This is a genomic window from Chelativorans petroleitrophicus (assembly GCF_025398195.1).
GTDB lineage: Bacteria > Pseudomonadota > Alphaproteobacteria > Rhizobiales > Rhizobiaceae > Chelativorans > Chelativorans petroleitrophicus.
On the sequence record NZ_JAODNV010000004.1, the window covers coordinates 159,679 to 184,208 of the forward strand.

Here is a 24,530-nt window from a genome sequence, read left to right on the forward strand (position 1 = left end):
CAATGGAAAAAGTCCACCATCCTCTACTATGGTTACCAGGTGAGGATAGATTGCGGGGATAACGGGGAAGGCGGCACTAGCGAGGCCGTTTCTTCTTCCGCGTTTCTCCGCCGCCGTGAACGGCAAGAAAATCAATGATCCTGGGTAGAATGGCCGAACGGAAGCGCGAGCCGCTGAAAACGCCATAGTGGCCGACATCCGGCTCAAGGTGGTGGCCGCGCAGGGACTGCGGAATATTGACGCAGAGATCATGGGCGGCCTCGGTCTGTCCCAGGCCCGAGATGTCGTCCTTCCCGCCTTCGATGGTGAGCAGCGCTACCGAACGGATAGCGGAAGGATCGACTGGCTCGCCGCGATGGATCATCTCGCCGCGGGGAAGCGCGTGGCGGATGAAGACCGTATCGACCGTCTGCAAGTAGAACTCCGCCGTCAAGTCCATCACCGCCAGATATTCGTCGTAGAACGCGCGGTGTTTTTCGGCTGAATCGCCGTCTCCCTGAACCAGATGCAGGAAGAATTCTTTGTGGGCGAGGATGTGCCGGTCGAGATTCATGCTCATGAATCCCGAAAGCTGCAGGAATCCGGGGTAGACTGGCCGTTGAAAGCCTGGGTGCGGCCAGGGCACCTGCATGATGACATTGTCGCGGAACCAATCGAGGCCCTTTTCCTGAGCCAGATGGTTGACGGCCGTCGGGTTGCGCCGCGTGTCGATGGGACCGCCCATGAGAACCATGGCGGCGGGCGGGTTCGGATCGCCCCGCGCCTCCATCAGCGCAACCGCCGCCAGCACCGGAACGGATGGCTGGCATACGGCCATCACCGAGGCGCCAGGACCCAAATGGGCGAAGATGTCTACGAGGTAGTCGATGTAATCGTCGAGGTCGAAACGCCCGTCCGATAGGGGCACCATGCGCGCGTCGGTCCAGTCGGTGATGTAGACGTCGGCGTGGGGCAGCATCGCCTCCACCGTGCCGCGCAGAAGGGTTGCATAATGCCCCGACAGCGGCGCGACGATCAAAAGCTTGGTGTCGGGCCACCGGCGGAGGGGCAAGTCACGCTCGAAGTGGATCAGCCGGCAGAAGGGGCGCGCCCATACCTCCCTTTCCCGGACGGCGACCGTCTTACCATCCACCACCGTTTCGGTGATGCCGAATTCCGGCTTTCTGTAGCGGCGGGTGGTGCGCTCGAAAACCTCCGCTGCGGCTGCTATGGAGCGGCCCCAGATGGTGTTTGCGAAGGGGTTAGCGGGATTGGAGTAGAAGAGCCGCACCGCATCCGCAAAGGCCCTCCCCGGCTGCAATGCGGCGTGCTGGAGCTCGTAGAGCTGATAATACATCGCAGATCGTCCCGCAGCAGATCAGGCGGGCAGCGGCAGGATGGCTTTCATGCCCTACACACTAGCGCGGTTTTGCTGCGATGCAATAGAGGTGGCCGGAGATTTCAGACCCGCGCCTCAAAAGGCCGGCCACGGGTGCTCGCAGAAGGCGCGGCTGATGTGCGCGATCAGCCCTCGAAGCCTTCCACGAGAACCACGTCCGCCTCGGCCACTTCCTGACGGATCGCCTTAGCCTTCTGATACTCTGGAGAGTTGTAGCAATCCTTGGCGTGCTGGAAGGATGGGAACTCGATCACCACGTTGCGGCCCCGTCCTTTGCCTTCCAGCGCCTCGTAATGGCCGCCCCGGGCGAGGAATTTTGCGCCGTAACACTCGAAGGCGGGCTTTGCCGCGGCGACGTAATCCTTGTAGCGCTTGGCATCGCGCACATCCACATGAGCAATCCAGTAGGCTTTGGGCATTTCCTCTTCCCCTTTCGCTCAACCGTCGGCGGCCACCATCTCCTCGAGAATGGCCTGGGCGGCAGCCTGGCGGTCAGTCGCGCCAATGATGGGCCGGGCCACGACAAGATGGCTTGCGCCCGCGCGGATGGCATCGCCCGGCGTGACGACCCGTTTCTGGTCGCCGGCCGCAGCACCCGCGGGCCGTATGCCGGGCGTGACCACGGCCATGTCCGGGCCGACGATGCCGCGCACTATGGCCGCCTCGGCGGCAGAGCACACCAGGCCGCCCATACCGGCATCGCGTGCCTGTTCCGCGCGGCGCCGCACGAGCGTCTCTGGGTCGTGGGCGTAACCTGCTTCGGCCAGGTCCTCTGCATCCATGGAGGTCAGCACCGTAACCCCGAGCAGGCAAAGGCCGGAGCCTTCGGCGGCAGCCACCGCGGCACGCATAGCCTTCGGATAGGCATGAACCGTGAGCATCGTTACACCCAGCCGGGCAACGCTTTCCACGCCCCGGGCAACGGTGTTGTCGATGTCGAGAAGCTTCAGATCCAGGAAGACCTTCTTGCCCGCCTGCACAAGCTCCTGGGCAAAGCCGAGACCTCCTGCGAAAGCGAGCTGATAGCCGATCTTGTAGAAGGCGACCATCTCGCCCAGTTCGCCCACGGCCTTTTCCGCCTCCGCCACGCTCTGCAGGTCAAGACCGACGATCAGTCGCTCGCGCATATGGGTCATCTCACCTCCGCCCGTCTGGAAAACAGCACCGCATGCTCTATCAGCGTGCTGCAGACCCTGGCCATGGCCTTGCGAAGCCGTTCCTCAACAAAATCGCCGTTCTCGTCGAAAGCTTCGGCGCCGCGCGGCACGGAGCATTGCGGCGTGATCACATGAGCCTGACAGTGAACCAGAACGCTGCGCAGATGGGTGATGGCGCGAACGCCTGCATACATGCCATCGGAGGAGGAGCACAGCCCGACCGGCTTGCCGGCGAAAGCCCGCATAGGTCGGCCCTGCGCATCTGCCTTGACGCGGCTCACCCAGTCGATGGTGTTCTTCAACAGCGGTGGCAGCGAGGAATTGTATTCGGGCGTTGCGATCAGCAGGCCGTCATGGGCGGCAATCATATGCGCGAGCTTGACAGCATTTTCCGGCACGCCCTTCTCCCGCTCCAGGTCCTGGTTCATCAGGGGTAGGGGATAGTCGGCAAGCGAGATACGGGTCACTTCGGCCCCCTGCAGGACCAGTTCCTTCACGGCCGCATCGGCGGTCTTGCCGCTGAAGGCGCCTGTGCGGATCGATCCGGCAAAGACCAGAATTCGCGGAGTCATGAACAACCTCCGGGCTGTCCGCTCTATAAGAGATTCAGGCGGCGGCGCAACCTGCCACGAGTGGCGCCGGTGCCTCTCGATCCCACCGCTTCCGGTAGGCAGGTCAATGCTTCACCCGGCGATAGATCCAAAGCTGGGTCGGCGGGATGTTGCGGAGAACGAAGTCGAAATGCTCTACCGTATAGTCGCCGCGCCCGGGGGGAATGGGCGATCTCGGGCCATAGGTGAGCTGGATCACCGGGCGGCCGGCCGGAATGCGCCCCAAAAGGCCGTTCAGATAGCGGATGCGCGCCTCCACGGGGAAATTGAGCAGCGGCACGCCGGAGATGACGCAATCGAAGAGAGGCGGAGCGTCGGGGCCGAGCGTGCGGTCAAGGTCGAAGGCGTCGCCCTCGATCACGTTGACGCGAGGGTGGTTGCGGCGCAGATGCTGGACGAAGTCGGACGAGTATTCAATGGCGTAGAGATTTTCCGGTTTCACACCCCGCGCCAGAATGGCGCGCGTGATCACGCCGGTGCCGGGGCCTGTCTCGAGCACCGGTAGGCCTGAGCTTGTGTCGATAACCGAGGCCATGCGGCGCGCGGTGGTGCTGCTCGTGGGGATGATGGAACCGACGGCCTTCGGATGGTCGATCCAGCCCCGGAAAAAGCGCAGCTCTTCTCCAAAGCGATCCGCAATCGCCTTGCGAACACCCAAGCTCTTGCTCATCGGCAGCCTCCAATCCCGTATCGAGCCGGGTCCTATACCCTTCGCTCACCGAAGGATTCGAAGAAATCCTTCATGCGCGAGAAGAAGCCCGTCGATTGGGGGCTGTTCTCATGGGAGGATATCCGCTCAAATTCCTCAAGCAGCTCCCGCTGCCGTCGCGTCAGGTTCTGCGGCGTCTCCACCGTTACCTGAATGTAAAGGTCGCCCACCTGCGGTTGCCTCAGCACGGGCATGCCCTTGCCGCGCAGGCGGAACTGGCGGCCGCTCTGGGTTCCCTCTGGAACCTTCACGCGCGTCTGCGTGCCGTCGAGCGTGGTGACCTCGAACGAGCCGCCGAGCGCCGCTGTGGTCATGGAAATGGGCACCTTGCAGTAAAGATCGGCGCCGTCGCGCTGGAAGAACTCGTGCGGCTTGATGGAAAGGAAGATGTAGAGATCGCCAGGCGGCCCGCCGCGAAGACCCGCCTCGCCCTCGCCGGCCAGCCGGATGCGCGTGCCATCCTCGATGCCAGCGGGTATGTTGACCGAAAGAGTCCGCTCCTCCGTAACCCGGCCCTGGCCGGAGCATTTGGGACACGGATCCCTGATGATTTCGCCGCGGCCCTGGCACTGCGGGCAGGTGCGCTCGATAGAGAAGAAGCCCTGAGCGGCGCGCACTCGGCCCGCGCCGTGGCACATGGAGCATTGCGCCGGAGACGAGCCGGGCTTCGCGCCGGTACCGGAACACTCCTTGCATGTGGCGGAGGTGGGGACGTGGATCTGCGCCGTCTTGCCGGTGTAGGCCTCCTCCAGCGTGATCTCCATATTGTAGCGCAGATCGGCACCGCGGTCGCGGCCGCTGGAGCGGCGGGCGCGACCGCCCATGATGTCGCCAAAAATGTCCTCGAAGATGTCCGCAAAACCGCCGGGGCTGAAGCCCGCGTTGCGCCCGCCGCCCATGCCGCCATTCTCGAATGCCGCATGGCCATAGCGGTCATAGGCCGCGCGCTTCTGCGGGTCGCGCAGGCATTCGTAGGCTTCGTTGATTTCCTTGAACTTTTGCTCGGCTTCCTTATCGCCCGGATTGCGATCCGGGTGATACTTCATGGCAAGCTTGCGGAATGCGCTCTTCAGTTCTTTTTCGTCGGCGTTTCTCGACACGCAGAGCGTCTCGTAAAAATCGGCCTTCATCTATCAGAGATCCCGCATAACTTTCCGAACAGTGTCCCCAAAACCGTGCCAGCTATTTAGGTGCTCGCAGGAGCGAATGCCATAGTTTTCCGGTTTTTACCAGCGGGAGATGGGGGTCAGCCCGATGCAGGCGCCGTCTGCGCCGGCCCCCGCCTGAGCGCCAGCGCATTGGACAGGGCGTGGGCGACCGGGGTTTCGAAGAAGCGGAAGGAAGCGATCGCGAGAAAGACCGTCGCCACCATGACAAGGCCGGCATAGGCGAAGAAAAGCGCGCTGGAAGGCGCGTGAGTGAACTTGTTCCAAAGGAAGGTAATAAACAGGTTCTCCGTTACCGGATGCCAGAGATAAATTCCAAAGGAGACCACGGCCGCCGGCCTCAGGAAGGCGGGGTAGGAAAAGCGCTCCAGATCCGTCGTTTCGGCGAGACCGGCAAGGAAGACCGCAAGTGCGAGCACGGTAATCGAAAGATAGATATTAACGTCCACCGCCATGAGCGCGCAGGATGCGAACAGCACCGCCCAGGCGGGCCAGCGCTGGCCTATGCGCCAGGGGCAGCGCGCCACCAGCACCGAAATCAGCGCGCCAAGCACGAAATCCGCAAAGACCCGGTAGGCGCCCCAGCTGTCGGCGAAGACCCAGCTTTTGACCGGCATCAGGCCGCTCAGGATCATGGCCTCCAGCGCGGCGTAGGAAAGAAGAAGTAGGACTGCCAGCCCCGCAACGCCCGCGCGCCGGTGGGCGAGGATGACCACCGGCAGGGCCAGGTACGCGAACCACTCCCCGGACAGCGACCAGGAAACGAAGTTGAAGGACAGCGGTCCGTCGAAGCCCCAGGCCTGAATCAGGAGGAGATTGGGGATGAGCATGTCCCAACGGTAGAGTTCCGCGTTGCCGCCCGTGCGCGACAGGCCGAAGGAGACCGCAAGGCCTACGGCAACGAAGTAGGAAAGCGTTGCTAGGTGCAGCGGATAAAGCCGTACGAGCCGCCTTGCGAGATACCGCAGGTAGCTCGGCAGGTCGCGCACCTCCGCGCCGTAGCGCACGAAGATCAGATAGCCCGAGATGATGAAGAAGAGATCGAGCAGCGGACGCAGGGATTCGAGCGCGTCCTTCACCCAGAGGCTTTCCGCCGGGGCGGCATGCGCGAAATGATAGAACATGATGAGAAGCGCGGCGAGAAACCGCCAGACCTCGAACAGCCGGTAGCGGATCATTGCCCCCTTCAGCCCCAGATACGCTCGGTCCACAAGGCCACAAAAAAGCCCGGGCTTGAAGCCCGGGCCTGCGAGATTTTGATGACTGGGTAAACGGCGGCTGTCAGGCCGACTTCTTGTCGTCCTCGTCGATTTCCTCGAAGTCGGCATCGACCACGTCCTCGTTGGCCTTCGTGCCGCCGGAGGAGGCGCCGTCCGCCTGAGCCGTGCTGTCGGCCTGGCTCGCCTCGTATACGGCCTGGCCGAGCTTCATCGAGGCCTCGGCAAGGGCGGCCGTCTTGGCTCGGATGGCCTCCAAATCGTCGCCCTCGCTCGCCGTCTTCAGCTCGGCGATGGCGTTCTCGATCGCCTTGCGATCGTCCTCGGAGACCTTGTCGCCATAGTCCTTGAGCGACTTCTCCGTGGAGTGGATCAGCGCCTCGGCCTGGTTCTTGGCCTCGACCGTCTCGCGCCGCTTCTTGTCAGCCGCGGCATTGGCCTCGGCATCCTTGACCATCCTCTCGATCTCCTCGTCGGTGAGACCGCCGGAAGCCTGGATGCGGATCTGCTGCTCCTTGCCGGTGCCCTTATCCTTGGCGGAGACGTTGACGATGCCGTTGGCGTCGATGTCGAACGTCACCTCGATCTGCGGCACGCCGCGCGGCGCGGGCGGGATGCCCACCAGGTCGAACTGGCCGAGCAGCTTGTTGTCCGCGGCCATCTCGCGCTCGCCCTGGAAGACGCGGATCGTCACCGCGCTCTGGTTGTCCTCGGCGGTGGAGAAGATCTGGCTCTTCTTCGTCGGGATGGTCGTGTTGCGCTCGATCAGGCGGGTGAACACGCCACCCAGCGTCTCGATGCCGAGCGACAGCGGCGTCACGTCGAGCAGCAGCACATCCTTCACGTCGCCCTGCAGCACGCCGGCCTGGATGGCTGCGCCCATGGCAACCACCTCGTCCGGGTTCACGCCCTTGTGCGGATCCTTGCCGAAGAAATTCTTCACCGTCTCCTGCACCTTGGGCATGCGGGTCATGCCGCCCACCAGCACCACCTCGTCGATCTCGCCGGCGTTAAGGCCCGCGTCCTTCAGAGCAGCCTTGCACGGCTCGATGGTGCGCGTGATCAGATCGTCGACCAGGCTCTCGAACTTGGCGCGCGTCAGCTTCATCGCCAGATGCTTCGGGCCGGTCTGGTCGGCGGTGATGAAGGGCAGGTTGATCTCGGTCTGCGAGGCGGACGACAGCTCGATCTTGGCCTTCTCCGCAGCCTCCTTCAGGCGCTGGAGGGCAAGCTTGTCGGTCTTGAGATCGATGCCGTGCTCCTTCTTGAACTCGTCAGCGAGGTAGTTGACGAGGCGCATGTCGAAGTCCTCGCCGCCGAGGAAGGTGTCGCCATTGGTGGACTTCACCTCGAAGACGCCGTCGCCGATCTCGAGAATCGAAATATCGAAGGTACCGCCGCCAAGGTCATAGACGGCGATCGTCTTGCCGTCCTTCTTGTCGAGACCATAGGCAAGCGCAGCCGCGGTCGGCTCGTTGATGATGCGCAGAACCTCGAGGCCCGCGATCTTGCCCGCATCCTTGGTGGCCTGGCGTTGGGCGTCGTTGAAGTAGGCGGGAACGGTAATCACCGCCTTCTCGACCTTCTCGCCGAGATAGGATTCGGCGGTCTCCTTCATCTTCTGGAGAACCATGGCCGAAATCTGCGAGGGAGAATACTTCTTGCCCTGGGCTTCGACCCAGGCATCGCCATTGTCCGCCTTGACGATCTTGTAGGGGACAAGCTTCTTGTCCTTCTCGACCGTGGGGTCATCGAAGCGGCGACCGATAAGGCGCTTGATGGCAAACAGGGTGTTTTCGGGATTGGTGACCGCCTGGCGCTTGGCCGGCTGGCCTACAAGGCGCTCGTCAGAGTCGGTGAAAGCAACGATGGAAGGCGTGGTACGCGCACCTTCCGAATTCTCGATGACCTTTACGTCCTTGCCGTCCATGACGGCGACGCAGGAATTGGTGGTTCCGAGGTCGATACCGATGACTTTTGCCATTTATTCTTCTCCGCTAAGCAGACTGTCAGGACCCATTCCGGCGTTCCAGGCAACAGCCCCTGTTCACAAGGAAATACCGCGATGCGCTTCTTCGGTGAAACGCCGATGCGCGACTTGCGGCGTATATAAGAACCGCAATTTTTTCCTGCAAGGCGGCAAATCCCTCACCCTCGCGCCGGCGCCCGGCGAAAACTGCCTGTCCTTTACCGTTTTGCGTAAGCGGTTAGGCGACCGGTAATGCGCGCTAGACGGGTTCCCAGCCCTCGCGGGCGGCGGCGCGATAGATGGCGTCAATCACCTTCTGGTTCTTCACCGAGTCCTCCAGCGTGAAGACCTGCGCCTTCTCGCCGCGGACCGCCCGCACGAAGGCTTCCGCCTGCCTGCGGTACTGGCGCACATCGCCATAGCGGAAAGCGGTGGATTCGGAATGGTCCGCATTGTGGAGAATGAGACGGTCATCGCCATAGCCGCGGGAGTTGAACGGCGTCTCCACTTCGATGAAGCCCTTCTCGCCGTGAAAGATCATTGTCTGGCGCGCGGCCATCTGCGTTGAGACGTAGAAGCTCAGCTCGAAATCCCCGAAATCCGCCTTGGCGCTCGCGTAAATATCGGTGCCGAATTTCGGATCGCGCTCGACCACCGCCTGCACGCGCAGGGGCTCCTTGCCGGTCACGAAGCGCGTGGTGACGGTGGGGTAGACGCCGATGTCGGGCAGTGCGCCGCCGCCGAGCTCTGGCCGGTTGCGCATGTTGTTGGGATCGACATTGTAGTAGGAGAACGCGCCCTGCACGTGCCGCAGCCGGCCGATGGCGCCGTTGCGGACGAGTTCTCGCGCCTTCAGCCACTGCGGATGGTAGGTGACCATATAGGCTTCGGAGACCAGCACCCCGTTGCGGTCGCGTGCCTCGATGACCTGCTGGATATCATCCGCCCTGAGCGCGAGCGGCTTTTCCACGAGCACGTGCTTGCCCGCATCCGCGGCCTTCACCGCCCATCCCACATGCTGCGAGGTGGGCAGCGGGATGTAGACGCCGTCCACTTCTGGTGAAGCCAGCAGCGCCTCATAGGAAGAGAAGACGTGCGGAATGGCGAAACGCTCCGCAAGCGCTCGTCCCCGCGCCTCGTCGCGGCTGGCGATGGCCGTCACCACGCCATTTTCCGAATCCATGAGCTGCGGGATCACCTGCTCGCGGGCGATCTTGGCGGTGGACAGAATACCCCAGCGGAACATGGCTTCCTCCTCGATTCAGGTCCGCCATTCATATCCGCACGTCGACGGGGTGTGAATAGCAGGCTCCCGCGAAGGCCGCTTGCGTGCCGGTCAGGCGTTTTCGATTTCCTCGATTAAGCTCTGCAGTTCGCCCAGGTGCGGCAGTTCGCGGTAGCGCAGCTCGCCTTCCGGCGGATCATCATGCTCGAACGTCCAGGTGAGTTCATGGGGAACGAAGACGCCCCAGCTTCCCGCGCGGATCGCCGGGATGACGTCCGATTTCAGCGAATTGCCCACCATCATGGAGCGTTCGGGGCCGTCGCCATGACGGCGGAAGATGCGGGCATACGTCTCGACCGTCTTGGTGCTGACGATCTCGACGCCGTCAAAGAAGCCGCCCAGACCCGATTGGGCGAGCTTGCGCTCCTGGTCGAAGAGATCACCCTTGGTGACGAGCACAAGCCGGTAGCGCCCTGCGAGCGCCTCGAGGGTGTCGGCCACATGTGGCAAGGGTTCGATCGGATGCCGCATGAGGTCGCGGCCGATCTCCATGATCCGGCCCAGGACCTCGCCTGGAACCCGGCCCTCCGTCACCTCGACTGCTGTTTCCATCATCGAGAGCACGAAGCTCTTAATGCCGAAGCCGTAGAATTCGAGATTGCGCATCGCCGTCTGAAGCAGGCGCTCCGACAGATGCTGCGTGTCGGCATGATCTGCTAGAAGTGCGGCGAAGCGCTCTTCTGTCAGGCGGAAGTACCGCTCATTTTGCCAAAGGGTGTCGTCTGCGTCGAAGCCGATGGTGGTAAGCCGCATGAAGAAGGCAAATACCGGCGAAAGTCGGCCAAGTCCACCGTTGGAGAGCGTGCGCGGTCACCCATAGGCGGCATCCCTGCAAGGGTGTTCGCGACCGCCACACGGGCGCCACGCCCGAACGGGCTAGGGGGCCGGATGTTCGGCGGCGAGTTCCTCGATGATGGGGCAGTCGGGGCGGTGATCTCCCTGACAGCTTGCGACCAGGCGGACCAGCGTGTCGTGCAGGCTCATCAGCTCGGCGATCTTGCGGTTCACCTCCCTCAGCTTCGCCTCGGCAATCGCCTTCACGTCGGCGCTTTCGCGCGAGGCATCGCCATAGAGCGACAGAAGCTGGCGGCACTGTTCCACGGTGAAGCCCAAGCTACGCGCACGCTGCAGGAAGCGCAGCCGATGGACATCCTCGGCCGAATAGTCCCGGTAGCCATTTTCCGCCCGTTCGGGCTTCAACAGGCCGATTTCCTCATAGTAGCGGATGGTCTTGGCCGGCAGGCCAGACGCCCGCGCGACGGCTCCAATATTCATGGCCGAACCTCGTGCAACATTCGCCCGATAGGTGGTCGCTTCCGCACGGCCACGCAAGCCTCACTTCAAGGGAAGGCTACGCAGCCGCAGGGCGTTGGCAATCACCGAGACCGAGGACAGGCTCATGGCCGCCGCCGCGATCATGGGTGACAGAAGCGTGCCGAAAACCGGATAGAGCACGCCCGCGGCGATCGGGACGCCGAGCGAATTGTATACGAAGGCTAGGAACAGATTCTGCCTGATGTTGCGGATGGTCGCCCGCGCCAGAAGCCTTGCCCGCACGATCCCGGCGAGGTCTCCCTTCACCAGCGTGATGCCCGCGCTTTCCACCGCCACATCCGCGCCCGTGCCCATGGCGATACCGACATCGGCGGCGGCAAGGGCGGGGGCGTCGTTGACCCCGTCCCCGGCCATGGCCACGCGGGCGCCCTTGGCATGCAACTCGTCGATGAGCTTCTTCTTGTCTTCGGGCAGCATGTCGGCGCGCACTTCATCGATGCTCAGAACACGCGCGACGGCATTTGCCGTGCGGGCATTGTCGCCCGTCGCCATCACGATGCGGAGACCGGCCTGGTGGAGAGCGCGGATTGCGTCGGCGCTCGTCGCCTTCACCGGGTCTGCGACGGCGACCATTCCCGCGAGCCGGCCGTCAACGACCACGAACATCACCGTTTTGCCCTCATCGCGCAGCACGCCGGCGCGGGTCTCCAGCGCCCCGCTTTCCACCACGAGATCGCGCATCATCGCGCTGTTGCCGAGCGCCACCGAGCGGCCGGAGACTGTGCCGGTGACACCCTTGCCCGTCACCGCCTCGAAATTGGCCGCGTCGGAAAGCGGCACAGAGCGCTCCTGAGCGCCGGCGACGATGGCTTCGGCAAGCGGATGCTCCGAGCCCCGTTCGAGGCTCGCCGCCAGGGTGAGCAGTTCGCCTTCGCCGAAACCGTCCGCAGCGATGACATCGGTGAGGCGCGGCTTGCCCTCTGTCAGCGTGCCGGTCTTGTCGACGATCAGCGTATCGACGCTGGCGAATCGCTCAAGAGCCTCAGCATCCCTGATGAGCACGCCCATCTGCGCGCCCCGGCCCGTCGCCGTCATGATCGACATAGGCGTGGCAAGGCCGAGAGCGCAGGGACAGGCGATGATGAGCACCGAGACAGCCGAGACAATGGCGAAAGCCATGCTCGGCGCCGGACCGAAGATGGCCCAGACAATGAAGGCCAGGATGGCGACGGCCACGACGCTCGGCACGAAATAGGATGAGACCCGATCGGCCATGCCCTGAATGGGCGCGCGGGAGCGCTGCGCCTTGGCCACCATCTCCACGATCTGCGAAAGCATGGTCTCGCGACCGACCTTTTCAGCGCGCATGACAAGCGTGCCGTTCTTGTTGATCGTTCCGCCGGTCAGCCGGTCGCCCCCGGTCTTTTCGACGGGGACGGGCTCGCCGGTAATCATCGATTCGTCCACGGACGAGCGGCCTTCGACCACGACGCCGTCCACCGGCACGCTGTCGCCCGGCCGCACGCGCAAGAGGTCGCCCGCCTGCACCTCATCGAGCGGTATGTCGGCTTCCGTTCCATCGTCAGCGAGCCGCCGCGCCGTCTTGGGCGCAAGGTCGAGCAGGGCGCGGATCGCCGAGCCGGTGCGCTCCCGCGCGCGCAGCTCCAGCACCTGGCCCACGAAGACCAGCCCCACGATCACGGCCGCCGCCTCGAAATAGACGGGCACCGCGCCATGCGCTGCGCGGAACTGCTCCGGGAAGATGTTGGGAAAAAGCGTGGCCGCGAGGCTGTAGCCATAGGCGGTGCCCACGCCCATGGCGATCAGCGTCCACATGTTCGGGCTGCGGTTGACGATGGAATCGTAGCCCCGCCGGAAAAAGGGAGCAGCCGCCCATAGGACCACCGGCGTGGTAAGCACGAGTTCGGCCCACGCGGCGGCGCGTTCGCCCATCCATTCGCGGATGGGCAGGCCAAGCATTGGCCCCATCGCGATCACCAGAAGAGGGATAGAGAACAAGGCGCTCACCCAAAGCCGCCGCGTGAAGTCCACCAGTTCGGGATTAGGGCCTTCCTCTCCTGTCGGCACGCCCATGGGCTCGAGAGCCATGCCGCAGATCGGGCAAGCGCCGGGCGCATCCCGCACGATCTCGGGATGCATGGGGCAGGTGTATTGCGTGCCCTTGGGCATGGGCTCGGCGGCCGGCCGCGGTTCGAGATGTCGTTCCGGGTAGTCCTCGAATTTCTTCTGACAGCCCGCCGAGCAGAAATAGTGACCGATGCCTTCATGGCGCGTGAAATACCGTGCCGTGGCGCGGTCCACCTTCATGCCGCAGACGGGATCGGTCGCCTCCAGATACGCTTCGGGATTTTGCATGAACTTGTCGCGGCAGCCCTGGCAGCAGAAGTGGTAGGTGTGGCCCTGATAGGTTGCCTTGGGTTTTCCGGCCTCTGGGTCCACAAGTATGCCGCAGACCGGATCGCGGGTCACACCCGCTTCCGCGCCAGGCGCGGCATGGCTGTGCGGCGCCGCGGGGAAATGGGCATGATCGTGGTCGTGGTTCGCGTGCGCGTCTTTCATGGGCGTGCTCCTTAACGCCCGCCCCTGTAATCCTTCCAGTAACTGGAAGGTCAAGTGCGAAGTGCTTCCCGCCTGTTCATCAATGGTCTTGCCGCCATTCCGTTGCCCCGCGGGTGGCGTATAAGCGGTTTCAGGCGCCTTTCTGCCGCAGGCGGTTCCAGAGGATGGGCAGTGCGATCACCGTGATGAGGAGCAGGCCGGTAAAGATCGACATGACGATGCCCGGCACGTTGAGAAGGCCAAGCCCGAAGGTGACCAGCCCCATGATGATGGCGGCAAGGACGACGCCGGGAATGCTGCCCGCGCCGCCCAGAATGGACACGCCGCCTAGAACCACCATGGTCACCACCTCCAGCTCCCAGCCGAAGGCGATGGAGGGGCGTGTGGAGGCAAGCCGGGAAGTAAGGCAGATCGAGGCGATGCCCGACATGAGCCCCGTCAGGCAGAAGAGGATGAATTTCACGCGCTCCACCGGCACGCCCGAGAATGTTGCGGCGACGGGGTTGTTGCCGATCGCATAGATGGTGCGGCCGAAGCTCGTCCTGTGGAGCAGCACGCCGAAGACGAAGGCGGCAACGATGAACAGCACAAGTTCGAAGGAAATCACCCACCAGACATAGCCCTGGCCGAAGAAGGCGAAGCCTGCCGGATAGCCCTTATAGGCCTGGTCGCCGAGGATGATGTAGGAGATGCCGCGAAAGAGACTCATCGTGCCGATGGTGACCACGATGGAGGGCAGACCGAGCCGCGTGACCAGGGCACCGTTGAAGATGCCGCAGGCAAGACCGGTGCCTATGGCGATCAGCACAAGAACCGGCGTGTCTGCGCCCGCCTGCACGGCCATGCCCATCATGGTGGAGGAAAGGGCGATGATGGCCGCGACGGAAAGATCGATTTCGCCGGCGACGATGAGCAGCGCCATGGCGAGCGCGATCAGCCCCTTTTCCGTGAAGTTGAAGGTGAGGTCCGAAAGTGACCAGACGTTCAGGAAATAGGGCGAGGCTAGACTGTTGGCGATGAAGATGGCGACAGCCACCACGATCAGAAGCGTCTCCCAGCTGAACAGCGCCATGCGCCAAGGGTTTTCCAGCCGGTCGGGAATGTGGGGGCGGGTGGAAGCGACTGTCATGCTTCGGCTCTCCGAAGGATCAGACGGCCTTTACGGCGCTCGGCCTGCGCGTTGAACCCCACGGCAAGGATGATCGCCCCGCCGGAAATGGCGAGCTGCCAGAAGGGCGAAATGTTGATGACCGGCAGCGCGTTCTTGACGATGCCGAAGAATAGCGCGCCAAGCACCGTACCGGTGACCGATCCTATGCCGCCCATGATGGAAATGCCGCCGATGACGCATGCGGCGATGATGTCGAGCTCGAAACCGCCGGCGATGTCGACATAGGCCACCGCGTAGCGTGACACCCAGAGATAGCCCGAAAGGCCAGCCAGCGCTCCGGCCAGCGTGAAGGCAGCAAAGCGGGTGCGGCCCACATCGATGCCCGTATAGATGGCTGCGGTGGGGTTCCCGCCTGCCGCATAGAAGGCGCGCCCCAGCGGGGTGCGCGTGATGAAGAGTGCCATCACGCCCATCATCACGACGGCGATCCAGGAAAGCAGCGGCAGGCCCAGCAACACCATCCGCGGCAGGGCCTTGAAGGCAGGGCTCATCTGATGCGCGTTCACCCATTCGCCGCCCGAGATCACGAAGATGATGCCGCGATAGATGGTGAGCGTGCCAAGCGTGACGACGATCGGCGGGATGTCGAGCTTCCACACGAGCAGGCCATTGACTGCGCCGAGCGCGGTGCCGATCACGATGCCGAGGGCGACAAGCAGAGGGATGGGTATTTCCGGTATTACAGCGTTGATCATGGCGACCACCATGCCGCAAAGGGCGAGATTCGCCGCCATGGAGAGATCGATGCAGCGCGTCAGGATCACCATCATCTGGCCGAGGGCCAGGATGATGAGGATGGAGGTGTCGTTGAAGACATTCGCCAGATTGGCGGGACTCACGAATCCCGGAAAGCGCAGGGCGATCAGCGCCAGCAGAACGAGAATAGCAGCAAGAAGCAGCGCCTCGCGGGATTTGAGAAACCTGGTCATGCCGCGCCTCCGATACCTGCCGCGGTGCGCACCAGCTTCTCCGCGTCGGCTTCCTCGCGCGCGAATTCAGCCGCGATCCGCCCCTCGCGCATGACGATGATGCGGTCAGACATACCCAGGATTTCCGGAATCTCGGAGGAGACCATGATAATGGAAAGGCCCTGAGCCACCAGCTCGCTCATGAACTCGTGGACCGCCGCCTTGGAGCCGATGTCGATGCCCTTGGTGGGCTCATCGAGGATGATCACCCGTGGTATGGTGGCAAGCCACTTGGCAATCACCACCTTCTGCTGGTTGCCGCCGGAAAGCGTGCCCACATCGCGGTCGAGGCTCGCGGCGCGGAGGTCAAGCCGCTCGGCATATTGCCGGGCAAGTCTGAATTCCTCCGCAAGTCGCAGGAAGCCGTAGCGGGACGTTCGCTTTAAGGCAGGCAGGGTGATGTTCTGGAAGATCGGCAACCCAGCAATCGCGCCCTGCCGGCCGCGCTCCTCCGGCACATAGACCATGCCATAGCGGATCGCCTGCTCCGGGCTGCGAATGATGGCCACCTTCCCGTCGATTTTGACCGCGCCCTTTGAAGGCTTGGTAACGCCGAACAATGCCTGCATCAGCTCGCTGCGGCCAGAGCCCACGAGGCCATAGAAGCCAAGGATTTCGCCGCGTCTGAGCTCAAAGCTGATGTCCTCGAATTCCGTCGGATGGCAATAGCCGGAGACGGTCAGAACCGGTTCCCCGATCTCGACCTTTTTCTTCGGAAAAATCTGGTCCACCGGCCGGCCGACCATCAGGCGCACCAGGGCGTCATGATCGGTTTCGGATATCAGTCCGGCGCCCACGCTTTCCCCGTCGCGGAAGACGGCATAGCGATCCGCGATTCGGAACACCTCGTCGAACTTGTGGCTGATGAAGAGGATGGCCTTGCCGTCGGCTTTCAGCCGCCCGATGAGCGCGAAAAGCTCCTCGATTTCCTTCTGCGAGAGGGCGGCGGTCGGCTCGTCCATGATGACGATGCCCGCCTCAATGGAAAATGCCCGGGCGATCGCCACCAGATGCTTGCTGGCGATGCCGAGATCGCGCAGCCGCGCCTGCGGGTCGATGTCGGCGCCGATGCGCTTGAGCACGGCGGCCGCTTCCGCGACCATGCGCTTGCGGTCGATCAGGCCGAAGCGGCCGCGCGGCGCGTGGCCGAGAAAGATATTCTCCGCCACCGAAAGCTCGTCGAACAGGACGGTTTCCTGATGGATGGCGGTGATGCCCGCTCGGTGCGCGTCATAGGCGCTGGAGAAGGAAACTTCCTTTCCGCCGAGGAAGATGGTGCCCTCGTCCGGCTGGTAGATTCCGGTCAGTATCTTCACCAGCGTGGACTTGCCTGCGCCGTTTTCGCCGACAAGCGCGGTCACTTCGCCGGGATAAAGCTCGAGCGAAACCTTCGACAGCGCGCGCACGCCCGGGAAGCTCTTAGACACGCCGGAAAGCGCCAGCACCGGCTCATGCGCGCGGGCAGGGCTTTTCTCTACCGGTCCATGTCGTGCGTGCTGAAGCATGGCGCGATTGCTGCGGTTTCCTCTTGGCGGCGCGACAGACGCGCAGGGCGCGAAACCCTTACCGGCCTTGGCCGCCTCTCGCTTCGGAGCGCCGGGCTGCGATTCCGGCGCCTTTCCCCACCCATCCTGAGGGAGGAAGAGGTGGCGAGGGGCCGGCTCACAGGTGCCAGCTCCCTCCGATGCCCTTAGAAGATGTCCTTGAACTGTTCGATGTTCGAGGCATCGTAAACGAAGGGCTCGGCCATCGCGCCCTCGTTGTTCTGGTCAAGCGTCACCGTGCCCACGCGGCCCATGCTGATCTGGGCGCCCGGCTCGGCGGTGGCCTGACCGGTGGCGAGGTTGTAGGCGATCATGGTCGCGGCGTAGCCAAGATCAATCGGATTCCAGATGGCAAAGCTCTTGGAGGCGCCGGATTCCACATGTGCCGCCATCTCCGAAGGAAGCCCGAGCCCGGTGACGTTGATCTCGCCGATTTTGCCTGCGTCGGTGACGGCCTGGGCCGCTGCCACGATGCCGACCGAGGTGGGCGCGATGATCGCCTTCAGGTTCGGATAGCTTTGGATCAGGCCCTGCGCCTCACGGTAGGACTTGTCGGCCAGATCGTCGCCATAGACCGTGGTGACGAGGTTCACGCCCGGATATTCCGGCAGAACCTTCTTCATCTCCGCGATCCAATTGTTCTGGTTGGTGTGCGTCGCCGAGGCGGACAGGATGGCGACCTCGCCGCCGCCCTCGGGCAGGTGCTCGGCGGCCATCTTCACGCACATTTCCCCGATCAACTGATTAGACGAGGGGTTGAGGTGCATCTGCCGCCCCTCTGGGGCAACGCCGGAGTCCCAGGAGATCACGGTGATGCCGCGGTCCATCGCCCGCTTCAACGTCGGCACGAGCGCGTCCGTGTCATTGGCGGAAACCGCTATGGCGTCAACATTCTGGGCGATGAGCGAGTTGATGACTTCGATCTGCCCTTCCGCCGTGGTATCGGTGGGTCCGGTGTAGATTACCTCCACATTGCCCAGTTCCTTGGCGGCTTCCTGTGCGCCCTCATTTGCGGCCTCGAAGAAGCCGATGCCCAGCGCCTTTGCCACCAGGGCGATACGCACTGTCTCCTGCGCATGCGCGCTGCCGACCATAAGAGCCGCCGTCGCGGCGGCGGTCACCAGAAGTTTCCTTACAATGCTCATTGTTTCCTCCCTTGAGCGCTTGAAAGGCTGTCCGCTCGCTCCTCATGCGGGCAGCGACGATTCCTCCTGTCTTGGCGATCCGCTGCGGGCAATGATCAGACGCACGCCCGCATTCTTGAGCATTTTGGCTTCGCGGTCTTCTATGCCCTCATCCGTGATGACCGTGGAAATGCGTGAAAGGCCGCACAGGATGAGGCTAGAACGCTGTCGGAATTTCGAGGAATCCGCCAGCACGACTAGCTCCTCGGCCTGGTCGATGAGTTTCTGTTCCGCCTGAATCAGCAGCGGATCGCTTTCCATCAGCCCTAGCGGCCCCAGGCCCTGCGCCCCCATGAACATGCGCCGCGCATAGAAGTTGCGCGTAACGTCGTTGTCGAAGGGCGACAGCACGATGTTCTGCTCACGATAGATCGTGCCGCCGGGCAGCACCACCGTATTCTTGGAATGCTTGATGAGGTGCTCGGCGATCACGAAGGAATTGGTGAGAATCGGCATGCGCCGGTTCGTGAGGAAATGCACCATCTGGAAGGTGGTCGTCCCGCCATTGATGATGATCGGCTCGCCATCCTCGCACAGCTCCACCGCCTCGCGGGCGATCGCCCGCTTCTCCGCTGCATGCAGGGCCTCGTTCACGCGGAACGGACGACCGGCTAGTCCCACGATCTGCGGCGGGTTGAGCGCCTCCGCCCCGCCGCGTACGCGACGGAGCCGCTTCTGCACATGAAGGGCCGCGATGTCGCGCCTGATCGTCGCCTCGGAAGACGAGGTCATCTCGACCAGCTCCTGCACCGTCACAACAGGCTTTTCCTGAACGGCGGACAGGATGATCCGGTGGCGTTCCTTCTCGTGCATGATTCCTCCCAAACGCAATCATCAAGGCATTCAAAACGCGCATTGTCAATCAAATTCAATCACAATCTTCCCATGTCCGCTGCAGCATGATTGTTATTGATCGTTTATGATTGACATTAGCGCGAGCCAGGTGTGAATTGAGACATATGCGCCTCTCTTCCAGGCGCTACGGGAGGATTCCTAATGCTGGACAAACGCCCCGCCGCGCGGCTCGCCAATCTGTGGGACGAGGCGAAGGTCGCCACGATGAGCGAGCCGGAGCAGTTGCTCTACCGGTCGAACCTGCTCGGCTCCGACAAGCGCATCACCAATTACGGCGGAGGCAACACCTCGGCGAAGATAACGGAAAAGGATCCGCTCACGGGCGAGCCCGTGGAGGTGCTGTGGGTGAAGGGCTCGGGCGGCGATCTCGGCTCCATCAGGCTCGCCGGCTTTGCCACGCTCTACATGGAGAAGCTCAAGGGCCTGAAGCGTCTCTACCGCGGCGTGGAGCACGAGGACGAGATGGTGGGGTATCTGCCTCACTGCACCTTCAACCTCAATCCGAGAGCGGCTTCCATTGATACGCCGCTGCATGCCTTCGTGCCGAGGAAGCATGTGGACCACATGCATCCCGATGCCGTTATCGCCATCGCGACGGCGGAGAACAGCCGCGAGCTGACGGCGGAGATCTATGGCGGCGAAATCGGCTGGCTGCCGTGGAAGAGGCCGGGCTTCGAACTTGGCCTGTGGCTGGAGCGGTTCTGTCGCGAGAGCCCCGAGGCCAAGGGTGTTGTGCTGGCGGGCCACGGGCTCTTCACCTGGGGCGAGACCGCGCGGGAATGCTACGAGACTACCATCGCCACAATCAACCGTGCCATCGAATGGCTGGAGGCAAAGACGGCGGGCAAGCCGGCGTTCGGCGGGCCCGTCCGGCCCGTGCTGCCCGCCGGGGAGCGGCAGGCCGTTGCTGAGCGGCTGATGCCCGCGATCCGCGGCATGATTTCCGGAGCGGAATGGAAGGTTGGCCATTTCGACGATTCCGACGCGGTGCTGGAGTTTGTCGGCTCCCGCGACATGGAGCGGCTAGCTGCGCTGGGGACGAGCTGCCCTGACCATTTCCTGCGCACCAAGAGGACGCCCCTGGTCGTGCCCTTCGATCCGGCTCGCCCCGATGTGGAGCAGACTGTCGCAAGCCTTGCTGGGGCGCTGGAGGAATACCGCAAGGGCCACGCGGCCTATTACGAGCGCTGCAGGCGGCCTGACAGTCCGCCTATGCGCGACCCCAATGCCGTGGTCTATCTCGTGCCCGGCGTCGGCATGATCACTTTCGCCAAGGACAAGGCAACGGCGCGGGTTTCGGCGGAGTTCTACGTGAACGCCATCAATGTCATGCGCGGCGCCTCTGGCGTTTCGTCCTATGTCGGCCTCGAGGAGCAGGAGGCCTTCGACATCGAATACTGGGTGCTGGAGGAGGCCAAGCTTCAGCGCCTGCCCAAGCCAAAGTCTCTAGCGGGGAAGGTGGCGCTGATCACCGGCGGGGCAGGGGGCATCGGCCGGGCCACCGCCGAGCGGCTGCTTAGGGAGGGGGCTTGCGTGGTTCTGGCGGACATCGACGAGCATGCGCTTGCCGCGACCGACGAAGAGTTCGCGAGTCGCTACACCTGCGACCAGGTCCGCTCCGTCCGGCTGGACGTGACGAAGGAGGAGGATGTTGCCCGGGCCTTCGCCCATGCAACGCGCGAATATGGCGGGCTGGACATTCTCGTTTCCAACGCGGGCATCTCGTCAGCCGCGCCGGTAGACGAGACGGAACTTTCGCTGTGGAACCGGAATATGGAGATTCTCTCGACCGGCTACTTCCTGGTCGCGCGGGAGGCTTTCCGGCTGATGAAGAAGCAGAATACGGGCGGAGCCATCGTCTTCATCGCCTCGAAGAACGGCCTCGCCGCCTCACCCAAAGCTTCCGCCTACTGCACCGCCAAGGCGGCAGAAATTCATCTTGCGCGGTGCCTTGCGCTGGAGGGGGCGGAGTTCGGCATCCGCGTCAACACAGTGAACCCCGACGCGGTGCTGCGCGGCTCCAAGATCTGGTCGAGCGAGTGGCGCCAGCAGCGCGCGGCGGCCTACAACATGAGCCCGGACGAGTTGGAAGAACATTACCGCAAGCGCTCGCTCCTGAAGCTCAGCGTGTTCCCGGAGGATGTGGCCGAGGCCGTCTATTTCTTTGTTTCCGACGCGTCGGCCAAGTCGACGGGCAATATCCTGAACGTCGATGCGGGCAACGCGCAGGCATTCACGCGCTAGACCGGTTCAGTGTTAAGGAGCGGCACAGGGAGCACATTTCTGAGGAGGAGGAAATGAGCGAAGCTGGAATCGACGCCGGCCTGATCGAAAAGCACAATGAGAGCCGCATGGAGGCGCTGCGCCGCGACTATGAGGCGCTCGGCGAGCAGCTCGACCGGCGCGGCATCGCCATCGACGCCATCAAGGAAAAGGTGGCTGCCTTCGGCGTTGCCATCCCCTCTTGGGGCGTGGGTACAGGAGGCACGCGGTTCGCGCGCTTTCCTGGGCCAGGGGAGCCGCGCGACATCTTCGATAAGCTTGCCGACTGCGCCGTCATCCAGAGTCTCACCCGCGCCACGCCCACCGTCTCGCTCCACATCCCTTGGGACAAGGCTGACCCTGCCCTGCTGCGCGAGGCGGCCCAGCGCCTGGGGCTCGGCTTCGACGCCATGAACTCCAACACGTTCCAGGACCATCCGGGTGACCGCTATTCCTACAAGTTCGGCTCGCTCTCGCACACGGATGCGGCCACGCGCCGGCAGGCGATCGAGCACAACATCGAGTGTATCGAGATCGGCAAGGCCATCGGCTCCAGGGCGCTCACGGTGTGGATCGGCGATGGCTCAAACTTCCCCGGCCAGAGCAATTTCACCAAAGCCTTCGAGCGCTATCTAGACTCCATGCGCGCCATCTACGCCGCGCTGCCGGATGACTGGCGCATCTTCACCGAGCACAAGCTCTACGAGCCGGCCTTCTATTCCACCGTCGTGCAGGACTGGGGAACCAACTACATCATCGCCCAGGAGCTTGGTCCCAAGGCCTTCTGCCTGGTCGACCTCGGCCATCACGCACCCACCGTGAACATAGAGATGATCGTGGCGCGGCTCATCCAGTACGGCAAGCTCGGCGGCTTTCACTTCAACGATTCGAAATACGGAGACGACGATCTCGACAGCGGGTCGATCGACCCCTACCGGCTTTTCCTCGTCTTCAACGAGCTGGTGGATGCCGAAAAGCGAGGCGCGGCGGGCTTCAATCCGGCCCATATGCTCGATCAAAGCCACAATGTCACGGACCCGATCGAAAGCCTGATGGTCTCGGCCACGGAGGTGGCGCGGGCCTACGCGCAAGCGCTGCTGGTGGACCGCAACGCGCTGGAGGCCTACCAGGAGTCGAACGACGCCCTCATGGCCACGCTCACGCTGAAGGCCGCCTTCCGCACCGACGTGGAGCCGATTCTCGCCATGGCGCGCGTGGAGAAGGGCGGTGCGGCCGATCCGGTGGCGGCCTTCCGTGAAAGCGGCTACCGGCGCAAGGTGGCGGAGGAGCGACCCGCGGTTGCGGGTGGCGGCGGCGGGATCGTCTGAGGCGCGTCTCAGATCACCCGAAGATCAGGTTCGGCAGGAAGAGCACCGCCTCCGGCACGAAGACCAGGAACAGCGTGATCACGGCCACAGCCGCAAAGAGCGGTATCGACTCGCGCGTATAGGCGCCGATCGGGCATTTCAGGATCGAGCAGACCGCATACATCGCCGCGCCCACGGGCGGGGTGAAGTTGCCAATCGTGGCGGCGACGAGGAAGATCATGCCAAAATGGACGGGATCGCCGCCAAGCTGGCGGATCAGCGGCAGGAAGATCGGCGTCAGCATGATGATCAGCACGGTGGCGTCGATGAAGAAACCGGCCGCGAGAGTGAAAAGCGCAATGAGCACCATCACGCCTTCGAGGTCCTGCGTAATGCCCAGGATCAGTCCGGAGACCACCTCCGGCACTCTCTCAAGCACGATGCCGTAGCTGAAGATCGCCGAGAGCGCGATGAGGAACATCACAGAGCCGACATCGCTGAGGCTGCCTTCGAGCGCCTCCAGGAAGGCGCGTGTCTTCATCTTTCGGTAGATGAGCACGCCGATGAAGATCGCGTAGACAACGGCGAAGGCACCGATCTCGGAAGGCGTGAAGACGCCCGTGCGCAGGCCGAGAAGAAGGAAGACGGGAAAAAGAATGGCCCAAATGCCGCCCGTGAAGGCATGAGCGGTCTCGCGTAACGTCGGCCGCTTTTCGCGCTCCGGCTTGTAGCCGCGCCGCTTCGCCGTCAGCCACACGGTAGCCGACAGACCGATCCAAAGCAGGATGGCGGGCACGAAACCGGCGGCGAACAGACGGCCGATCGAGACCTGCCCGATCGTGCCGTAGAGAATCATGCCAATTCCAGGTGGTATGGTGGGTGTCAGCACGGCACCGAAGGAAAGCACCGCGGAGGCAAACCCGAGCGTGAAACCGCGCTTCACCATTTCCTGTCCTAGCATCCGTGCCTGCATGGCCGCGTCCGCGATCGCCGAGCCTGAGACGCCGCCCATCAGTGCCGAAAGCGCGAGGGAGACCTGCGCTAGGCCGCCCGTCATCCGGCCGGTGAGAACCGAGGCTAGCTCTAGAAGCCGCTCGGTGATGCCGGAGCGGTTCATGAAATTGCCAGCCATGATGAAGAGCGGAACGGCAAGCAGGGCGAAATTCTGCGTCTGGGAAACCGTGACCTGCACGGGAATCGTAAAGGGCAGTTCCGGATGCTGGAGGAAGAACAGTGCGCCCGAAATCCCGATGGCGAAGGCCACCGGCATGCCCATCAACAAGAGAATGAGGAAGGCAATGGCCACGATCAGCATGAGGCTTCACCCTTCCGCCGCGGCGCGCGGACGAAGCCATCCTCCCGCAGCGCCGAACAAAGCCTGATGAGCGTGGTGATGAGCAGAAGCACTCCGCCCACCACTATGCTTGCGGTCACCCATGAGTAGCTGACGCCCGGCATGCCCTGAAAGGCGCGCGCCCGGCTGACCCAGGACAGCCACACGCCCGCATAGATCACGTAGACCAGGAAACCGGCGATGATCATATGATTGATGTAATCAAGCGCCCGGGCGGCTTTAGGCGGCAATCGCCGCGTCAAAATCTCGATGGACATGAGCCCGTCCTGCCGCCAGGCGATGTCGGCGCACAGGAAGCAACCCCAGGCGAAGAAGCAGGTGGCAAGATCGATGGTCCAGTTGAGCGGGTGGCCCATCATGCGCGCCACGCCGTTCAGGAAGATCAGGATCACCATCAGGAGCAGCAGGGTTCCGGCAAGGACCGCTTCGGATTTTCGCAAGAACATGAAGAGCGCGTTCATCCATCCTCTCCGGAACCCTCACCCGGCAAACCGGATCATTCCGGCGTTCATAAAGCGCCGGAATGATCTCTAAGCTT

The 24,530-nt window shown here is 63.2% G+C and carries 21 protein-coding genes; 2 read left to right on the forward strand and 19 right to left on the reverse strand.

What is annotated here, in order from left to right; all coding sequences use genetic code 11:
* Window positions 1-76 precede the first annotated feature (76 nt).
* The 17 genes from NYR54_RS02645 to NYR54_RS02725 form a co-directional block, all read right to left on the reverse strand.
* The gene (locus NYR54_RS02645; protein WP_261513896.1) at window positions 77-1,336 is read right to left on the reverse strand and encodes a polyhydroxyalkanoate depolymerase; all 1,260 of its coding nucleotides are present in this window, start codon (window positions 1,334-1,336) and stop codon (window positions 77-79) included.
* A 167-nt stretch (window positions 1,337-1,503) separates the two neighbouring features.
* Entirely contained in the window at window positions 1,504-1,797 is a 294-nt protein-coding gene (locus tag NYR54_RS02650) for a DUF1330 domain-containing protein (protein WP_261513897.1), read from the reverse strand.
* Between the two features lie 18 nt (window positions 1,798-1,815).
* On the reverse strand, window positions 1,816-2,505 hold the full coding sequence (pyrF, locus tag NYR54_RS02655) for an orotidine-5'-phosphate decarboxylase (RefSeq protein ID WP_423738556.1): 690 nt from the start codon (window positions 2,503-2,505) through the stop codon (window positions 1,816-1,818).
* A 5-nt stretch (window positions 2,506-2,510) separates the two neighbouring features.
* Window positions 2,511-3,107, reverse strand: a complete 597-nt coding sequence (locus tag NYR54_RS02660; protein ID WP_261513899.1) for an NADPH-dependent FMN reductase — start codon at window positions 3,105-3,107, stop codon at window positions 2,511-2,513.
* 103 nt (window positions 3,108-3,210) lie between these two features.
* Window positions 3,211-3,816, reverse strand: coding sequence for a phospholipid N-methyltransferase PmtA (gene pmtA / locus NYR54_RS02665; protein ID WP_261513900.1), 606 nt, complete (start codon window positions 3,814-3,816; stop codon window positions 3,211-3,213).
* A gap of 32 nt (window positions 3,817-3,848) precedes the next feature.
* Window positions 3,849-4,985 (reverse strand): molecular chaperone DnaJ, encoded by a 1,137-nt coding sequence (gene dnaJ, locus NYR54_RS02670; protein ID WP_261513901.1) that lies wholly within the window; start codon window positions 4,983-4,985, stop codon window positions 3,849-3,851.
* A 116-nt stretch (window positions 4,986-5,101) separates the two neighbouring features.
* The gene (locus NYR54_RS02675; RefSeq protein ID WP_261513903.1) at window positions 5,102-6,199 is read right to left on the reverse strand and encodes an acyltransferase family protein; all 1,098 of its coding nucleotides are present in this window, start codon (window positions 6,197-6,199) and stop codon (window positions 5,102-5,104) included.
* A gap of 103 nt (window positions 6,200-6,302) precedes the next feature.
* The gene (gene dnaK / locus NYR54_RS02680) at window positions 6,303-8,222 is read right to left on the reverse strand and encodes a molecular chaperone DnaK (protein WP_261513904.1); all 1,920 of its coding nucleotides are present in this window, start codon (window positions 8,220-8,222) and stop codon (window positions 6,303-6,305) included.
* A 244-nt stretch (window positions 8,223-8,466) separates the two neighbouring features.
* Complete coding sequence (locus NYR54_RS02685) at window positions 8,467-9,453, reverse strand: Gfo/Idh/MocA family protein (protein WP_261513905.1); 987 nt, start codon at window positions 9,451-9,453, stop codon at window positions 8,467-8,469.
* 90 nt (window positions 9,454-9,543) lie between these two features.
* A complete protein-coding gene (locus tag NYR54_RS02690) occupies window positions 9,544-10,245 on the reverse strand; it encodes an HAD family hydrolase (protein WP_261513906.1) in 702 nt (233 codons plus the stop codon).
* A 123-nt stretch (window positions 10,246-10,368) separates the two neighbouring features.
* Window positions 10,369-10,767: a Cu(I)-responsive transcriptional regulator gene (gene cueR, locus NYR54_RS02695; RefSeq protein ID WP_261513908.1), complete on the reverse strand. Its 399-nt coding sequence runs from the start codon at window positions 10,765-10,767 to the stop codon at window positions 10,369-10,371.
* Between the two features lie 60 nt (window positions 10,768-10,827).
* Complete coding sequence (locus NYR54_RS02700) at window positions 10,828-13,347, reverse strand: heavy metal translocating P-type ATPase (protein WP_261513909.1); 2,520 nt, start codon at window positions 13,345-13,347, stop codon at window positions 10,828-10,830.
* A gap of 130 nt (window positions 13,348-13,477) precedes the next feature.
* Window positions 13,478-14,476: an ABC transporter permease gene (locus NYR54_RS02705; RefSeq protein WP_261513911.1), complete on the reverse strand. Its 999-nt coding sequence runs from the start codon at window positions 14,474-14,476 to the stop codon at window positions 13,478-13,480.
* On the reverse strand, window positions 14,473-15,447 hold the full coding sequence (locus tag NYR54_RS02710; RefSeq protein WP_261513913.1) for an ABC transporter permease: 975 nt from the start codon (window positions 15,445-15,447) through the stop codon (window positions 14,473-14,475). Before NYR54_RS02710 ends, NYR54_RS02705 begins: the two co-directional genes overlap by 4 nt.
* A complete protein-coding gene (locus tag NYR54_RS02715; RefSeq protein WP_261513914.1) occupies window positions 15,444-16,991 on the reverse strand; it encodes a sugar ABC transporter ATP-binding protein in 1,548 nt (515 codons plus the stop codon). Before NYR54_RS02715 ends, NYR54_RS02710 begins: the two co-directional genes overlap by 4 nt.
* Before the next feature lie 185 nt (window positions 16,992-17,176).
* Window positions 17,177-18,175, reverse strand: a complete 999-nt coding sequence (rhaS, locus tag NYR54_RS02720; RefSeq protein ID WP_261513916.1) for a rhamnose ABC transporter substrate-binding protein — start codon at window positions 18,173-18,175, stop codon at window positions 17,177-17,179.
* A 42-nt stretch (window positions 18,176-18,217) separates the two neighbouring features.
* Window positions 18,218-19,027 (reverse strand): DeoR/GlpR family DNA-binding transcription regulator, encoded by an 810-nt coding sequence (locus NYR54_RS02725; RefSeq protein WP_261513917.1) that lies wholly within the window; start codon window positions 19,025-19,027, stop codon window positions 18,218-18,220.
* Between the two features lie 183 nt (window positions 19,028-19,210).
* On the opposite strand from NYR54_RS02725, the gene NYR54_RS02730 reads away from it, so the two are divergent.
* Both NYR54_RS02730 and rhaI read left to right on the forward strand, forming a co-directional pair.
* Window positions 19,211-21,313: a bifunctional rhamnulose-1-phosphate aldolase/short-chain dehydrogenase gene (locus tag NYR54_RS02730; RefSeq protein WP_261513918.1), complete on the forward strand. Its 2,103-nt coding sequence runs from the start codon at window positions 19,211-19,213 to the stop codon at window positions 21,311-21,313.
* 53 nt (window positions 21,314-21,366) lie between these two features.
* Complete coding sequence (gene rhaI, locus NYR54_RS02735; RefSeq protein ID WP_261513920.1) at window positions 21,367-22,659, forward strand: L-rhamnose catabolism isomerase; 1,293 nt, start codon at window positions 21,367-21,369, stop codon at window positions 22,657-22,659.
* Window positions 22,660-22,672: 13 nt separating this feature from the next.
* On the opposite strand, the gene NYR54_RS02740 is transcribed toward rhaI, so the two are convergent.
* Window positions 22,673-23,953, reverse strand: a complete 1,281-nt coding sequence (locus NYR54_RS02740; RefSeq protein WP_261513921.1) for a TRAP transporter large permease — start codon at window positions 23,951-23,953, stop codon at window positions 22,673-22,675.
* Window positions 23,947-24,453, reverse strand: a complete 507-nt coding sequence (locus NYR54_RS02745) for a TRAP transporter small permease (RefSeq protein WP_261513922.1) — start codon at window positions 24,451-24,453, stop codon at window positions 23,947-23,949. Before NYR54_RS02745 ends, NYR54_RS02740 begins: the two co-directional genes overlap by 7 nt.
* Window positions 24,454-24,530: the final 77 nt, after the last annotated feature.

What these genes read in the sequence shown, in the direction of transcription:
- NYR54_RS02645 (WP_261513896.1), bottom strand. Translation starts at nt 1,336, where the DNA reads ATGTATTATCAGCTCTACGAGCTCCAGCACGCCGCATTGCAGCCGGGG.
- NYR54_RS02650 (WP_261513897.1), bottom strand. Translation starts at nt 1,797, where the DNA reads ATGCCCAAAGCCTACTGGATTGCTCATGTGGATGTGCGCGATGCCAAG.
- pyrF (WP_423738556.1), bottom strand. Translation starts at nt 2,505, where the DNA reads ATGCGCGAGCGACTGATCGTCGGTCTTGACCTGCAGAGCGTGGCGGAG.
- NYR54_RS02660 (WP_261513899.1), bottom strand. Translation starts at nt 3,107, where the DNA reads ATGACTCCGCGAATTCTGGTCTTTGCCGGATCGATCCGCACAGGCGCC.
- pmtA (WP_261513900.1), bottom strand. Translation starts at nt 3,816, where the DNA reads ATGAGCAAGAGCTTGGGTGTTCGCAAGGCGATTGCGGATCGCTTTGGA.
- dnaJ (WP_261513901.1), bottom strand. Translation starts at nt 4,985, where the DNA reads ATGAAGGCCGATTTTTACGAGACGCTCTGCGTGTCGAGAAACGCCGAC.
- NYR54_RS02675 (WP_261513903.1), bottom strand. Translation starts at nt 6,199, where the DNA reads ATGATCCGCTACCGGCTGTTCGAGGTCTGGCGGTTTCTCGCCGCGCTT.
- dnaK (WP_261513904.1), bottom strand. Translation starts at nt 8,222, where the DNA reads ATGGCAAAAGTCATCGGTATCGACCTCGGAACCACCAATTCCTGCGTC.
- NYR54_RS02685 (WP_261513905.1), bottom strand. Translation starts at nt 9,453, where the DNA reads ATGTTCCGCTGGGGTATTCTGTCCACCGCCAAGATCGCCCGCGAGCAG.
- NYR54_RS02690 (WP_261513906.1), bottom strand. Translation starts at nt 10,245, where the DNA reads ATGCGGCTTACCACCATCGGCTTCGACGCAGACGACACCCTTTGGCAA.
- cueR (WP_261513908.1), bottom strand. Translation starts at nt 10,767, where the DNA reads ATGAATATTGGAGCCGTCGCGCGGGCGTCTGGCCTGCCGGCCAAGACC.
- NYR54_RS02700 (WP_261513909.1), bottom strand. Translation starts at nt 13,347, where the DNA reads ATGAAAGACGCGCACGCGAACCACGACCACGATCATGCCCATTTCCCC.
- NYR54_RS02705 (WP_261513911.1), bottom strand. Translation starts at nt 14,476, where the DNA reads ATGACAGTCGCTTCCACCCGCCCCCACATTCCCGACCGGCTGGAAAAC.
- NYR54_RS02710 (WP_261513913.1), bottom strand. Translation starts at nt 15,447, where the DNA reads ATGACCAGGTTTCTCAAATCCCGCGAGGCGCTGCTTCTTGCTGCTATT.
- NYR54_RS02715 (WP_261513914.1), bottom strand. Translation starts at nt 16,991, where the DNA reads ATGCTTCAGCACGCACGACATGGACCGGTAGAGAAAAGCCCTGCCCGC.
- rhaS (WP_261513916.1), bottom strand. Translation starts at nt 18,175, where the DNA reads ATGAGCATTGTAAGGAAACTTCTGGTGACCGCCGCCGCGACGGCGGCT.
- NYR54_RS02725 (WP_261513917.1), bottom strand. Translation starts at nt 19,027, where the DNA reads ATGCACGAGAAGGAACGCCACCGGATCATCCTGTCCGCCGTTCAGGAA.
- NYR54_RS02730 (WP_261513918.1), top strand. Translation starts at nt 19,211, where the DNA reads ATGCTGGACAAACGCCCCGCCGCGCGGCTCGCCAATCTGTGGGACGAG.
- rhaI (WP_261513920.1), top strand. Translation starts at nt 21,367, where the DNA reads ATGAGCGAAGCTGGAATCGACGCCGGCCTGATCGAAAAGCACAATGAG.
- NYR54_RS02740 (WP_261513921.1), bottom strand. Translation starts at nt 23,953, where the DNA reads ATGCTGATCGTGGCCATTGCCTTCCTCATTCTCTTGTTGATGGGCATG.
- NYR54_RS02745 (WP_261513922.1), bottom strand. Translation starts at nt 24,453, where the DNA reads ATGAACGCGCTCTTCATGTTCTTGCGAAAATCCGAAGCGGTCCTTGCC.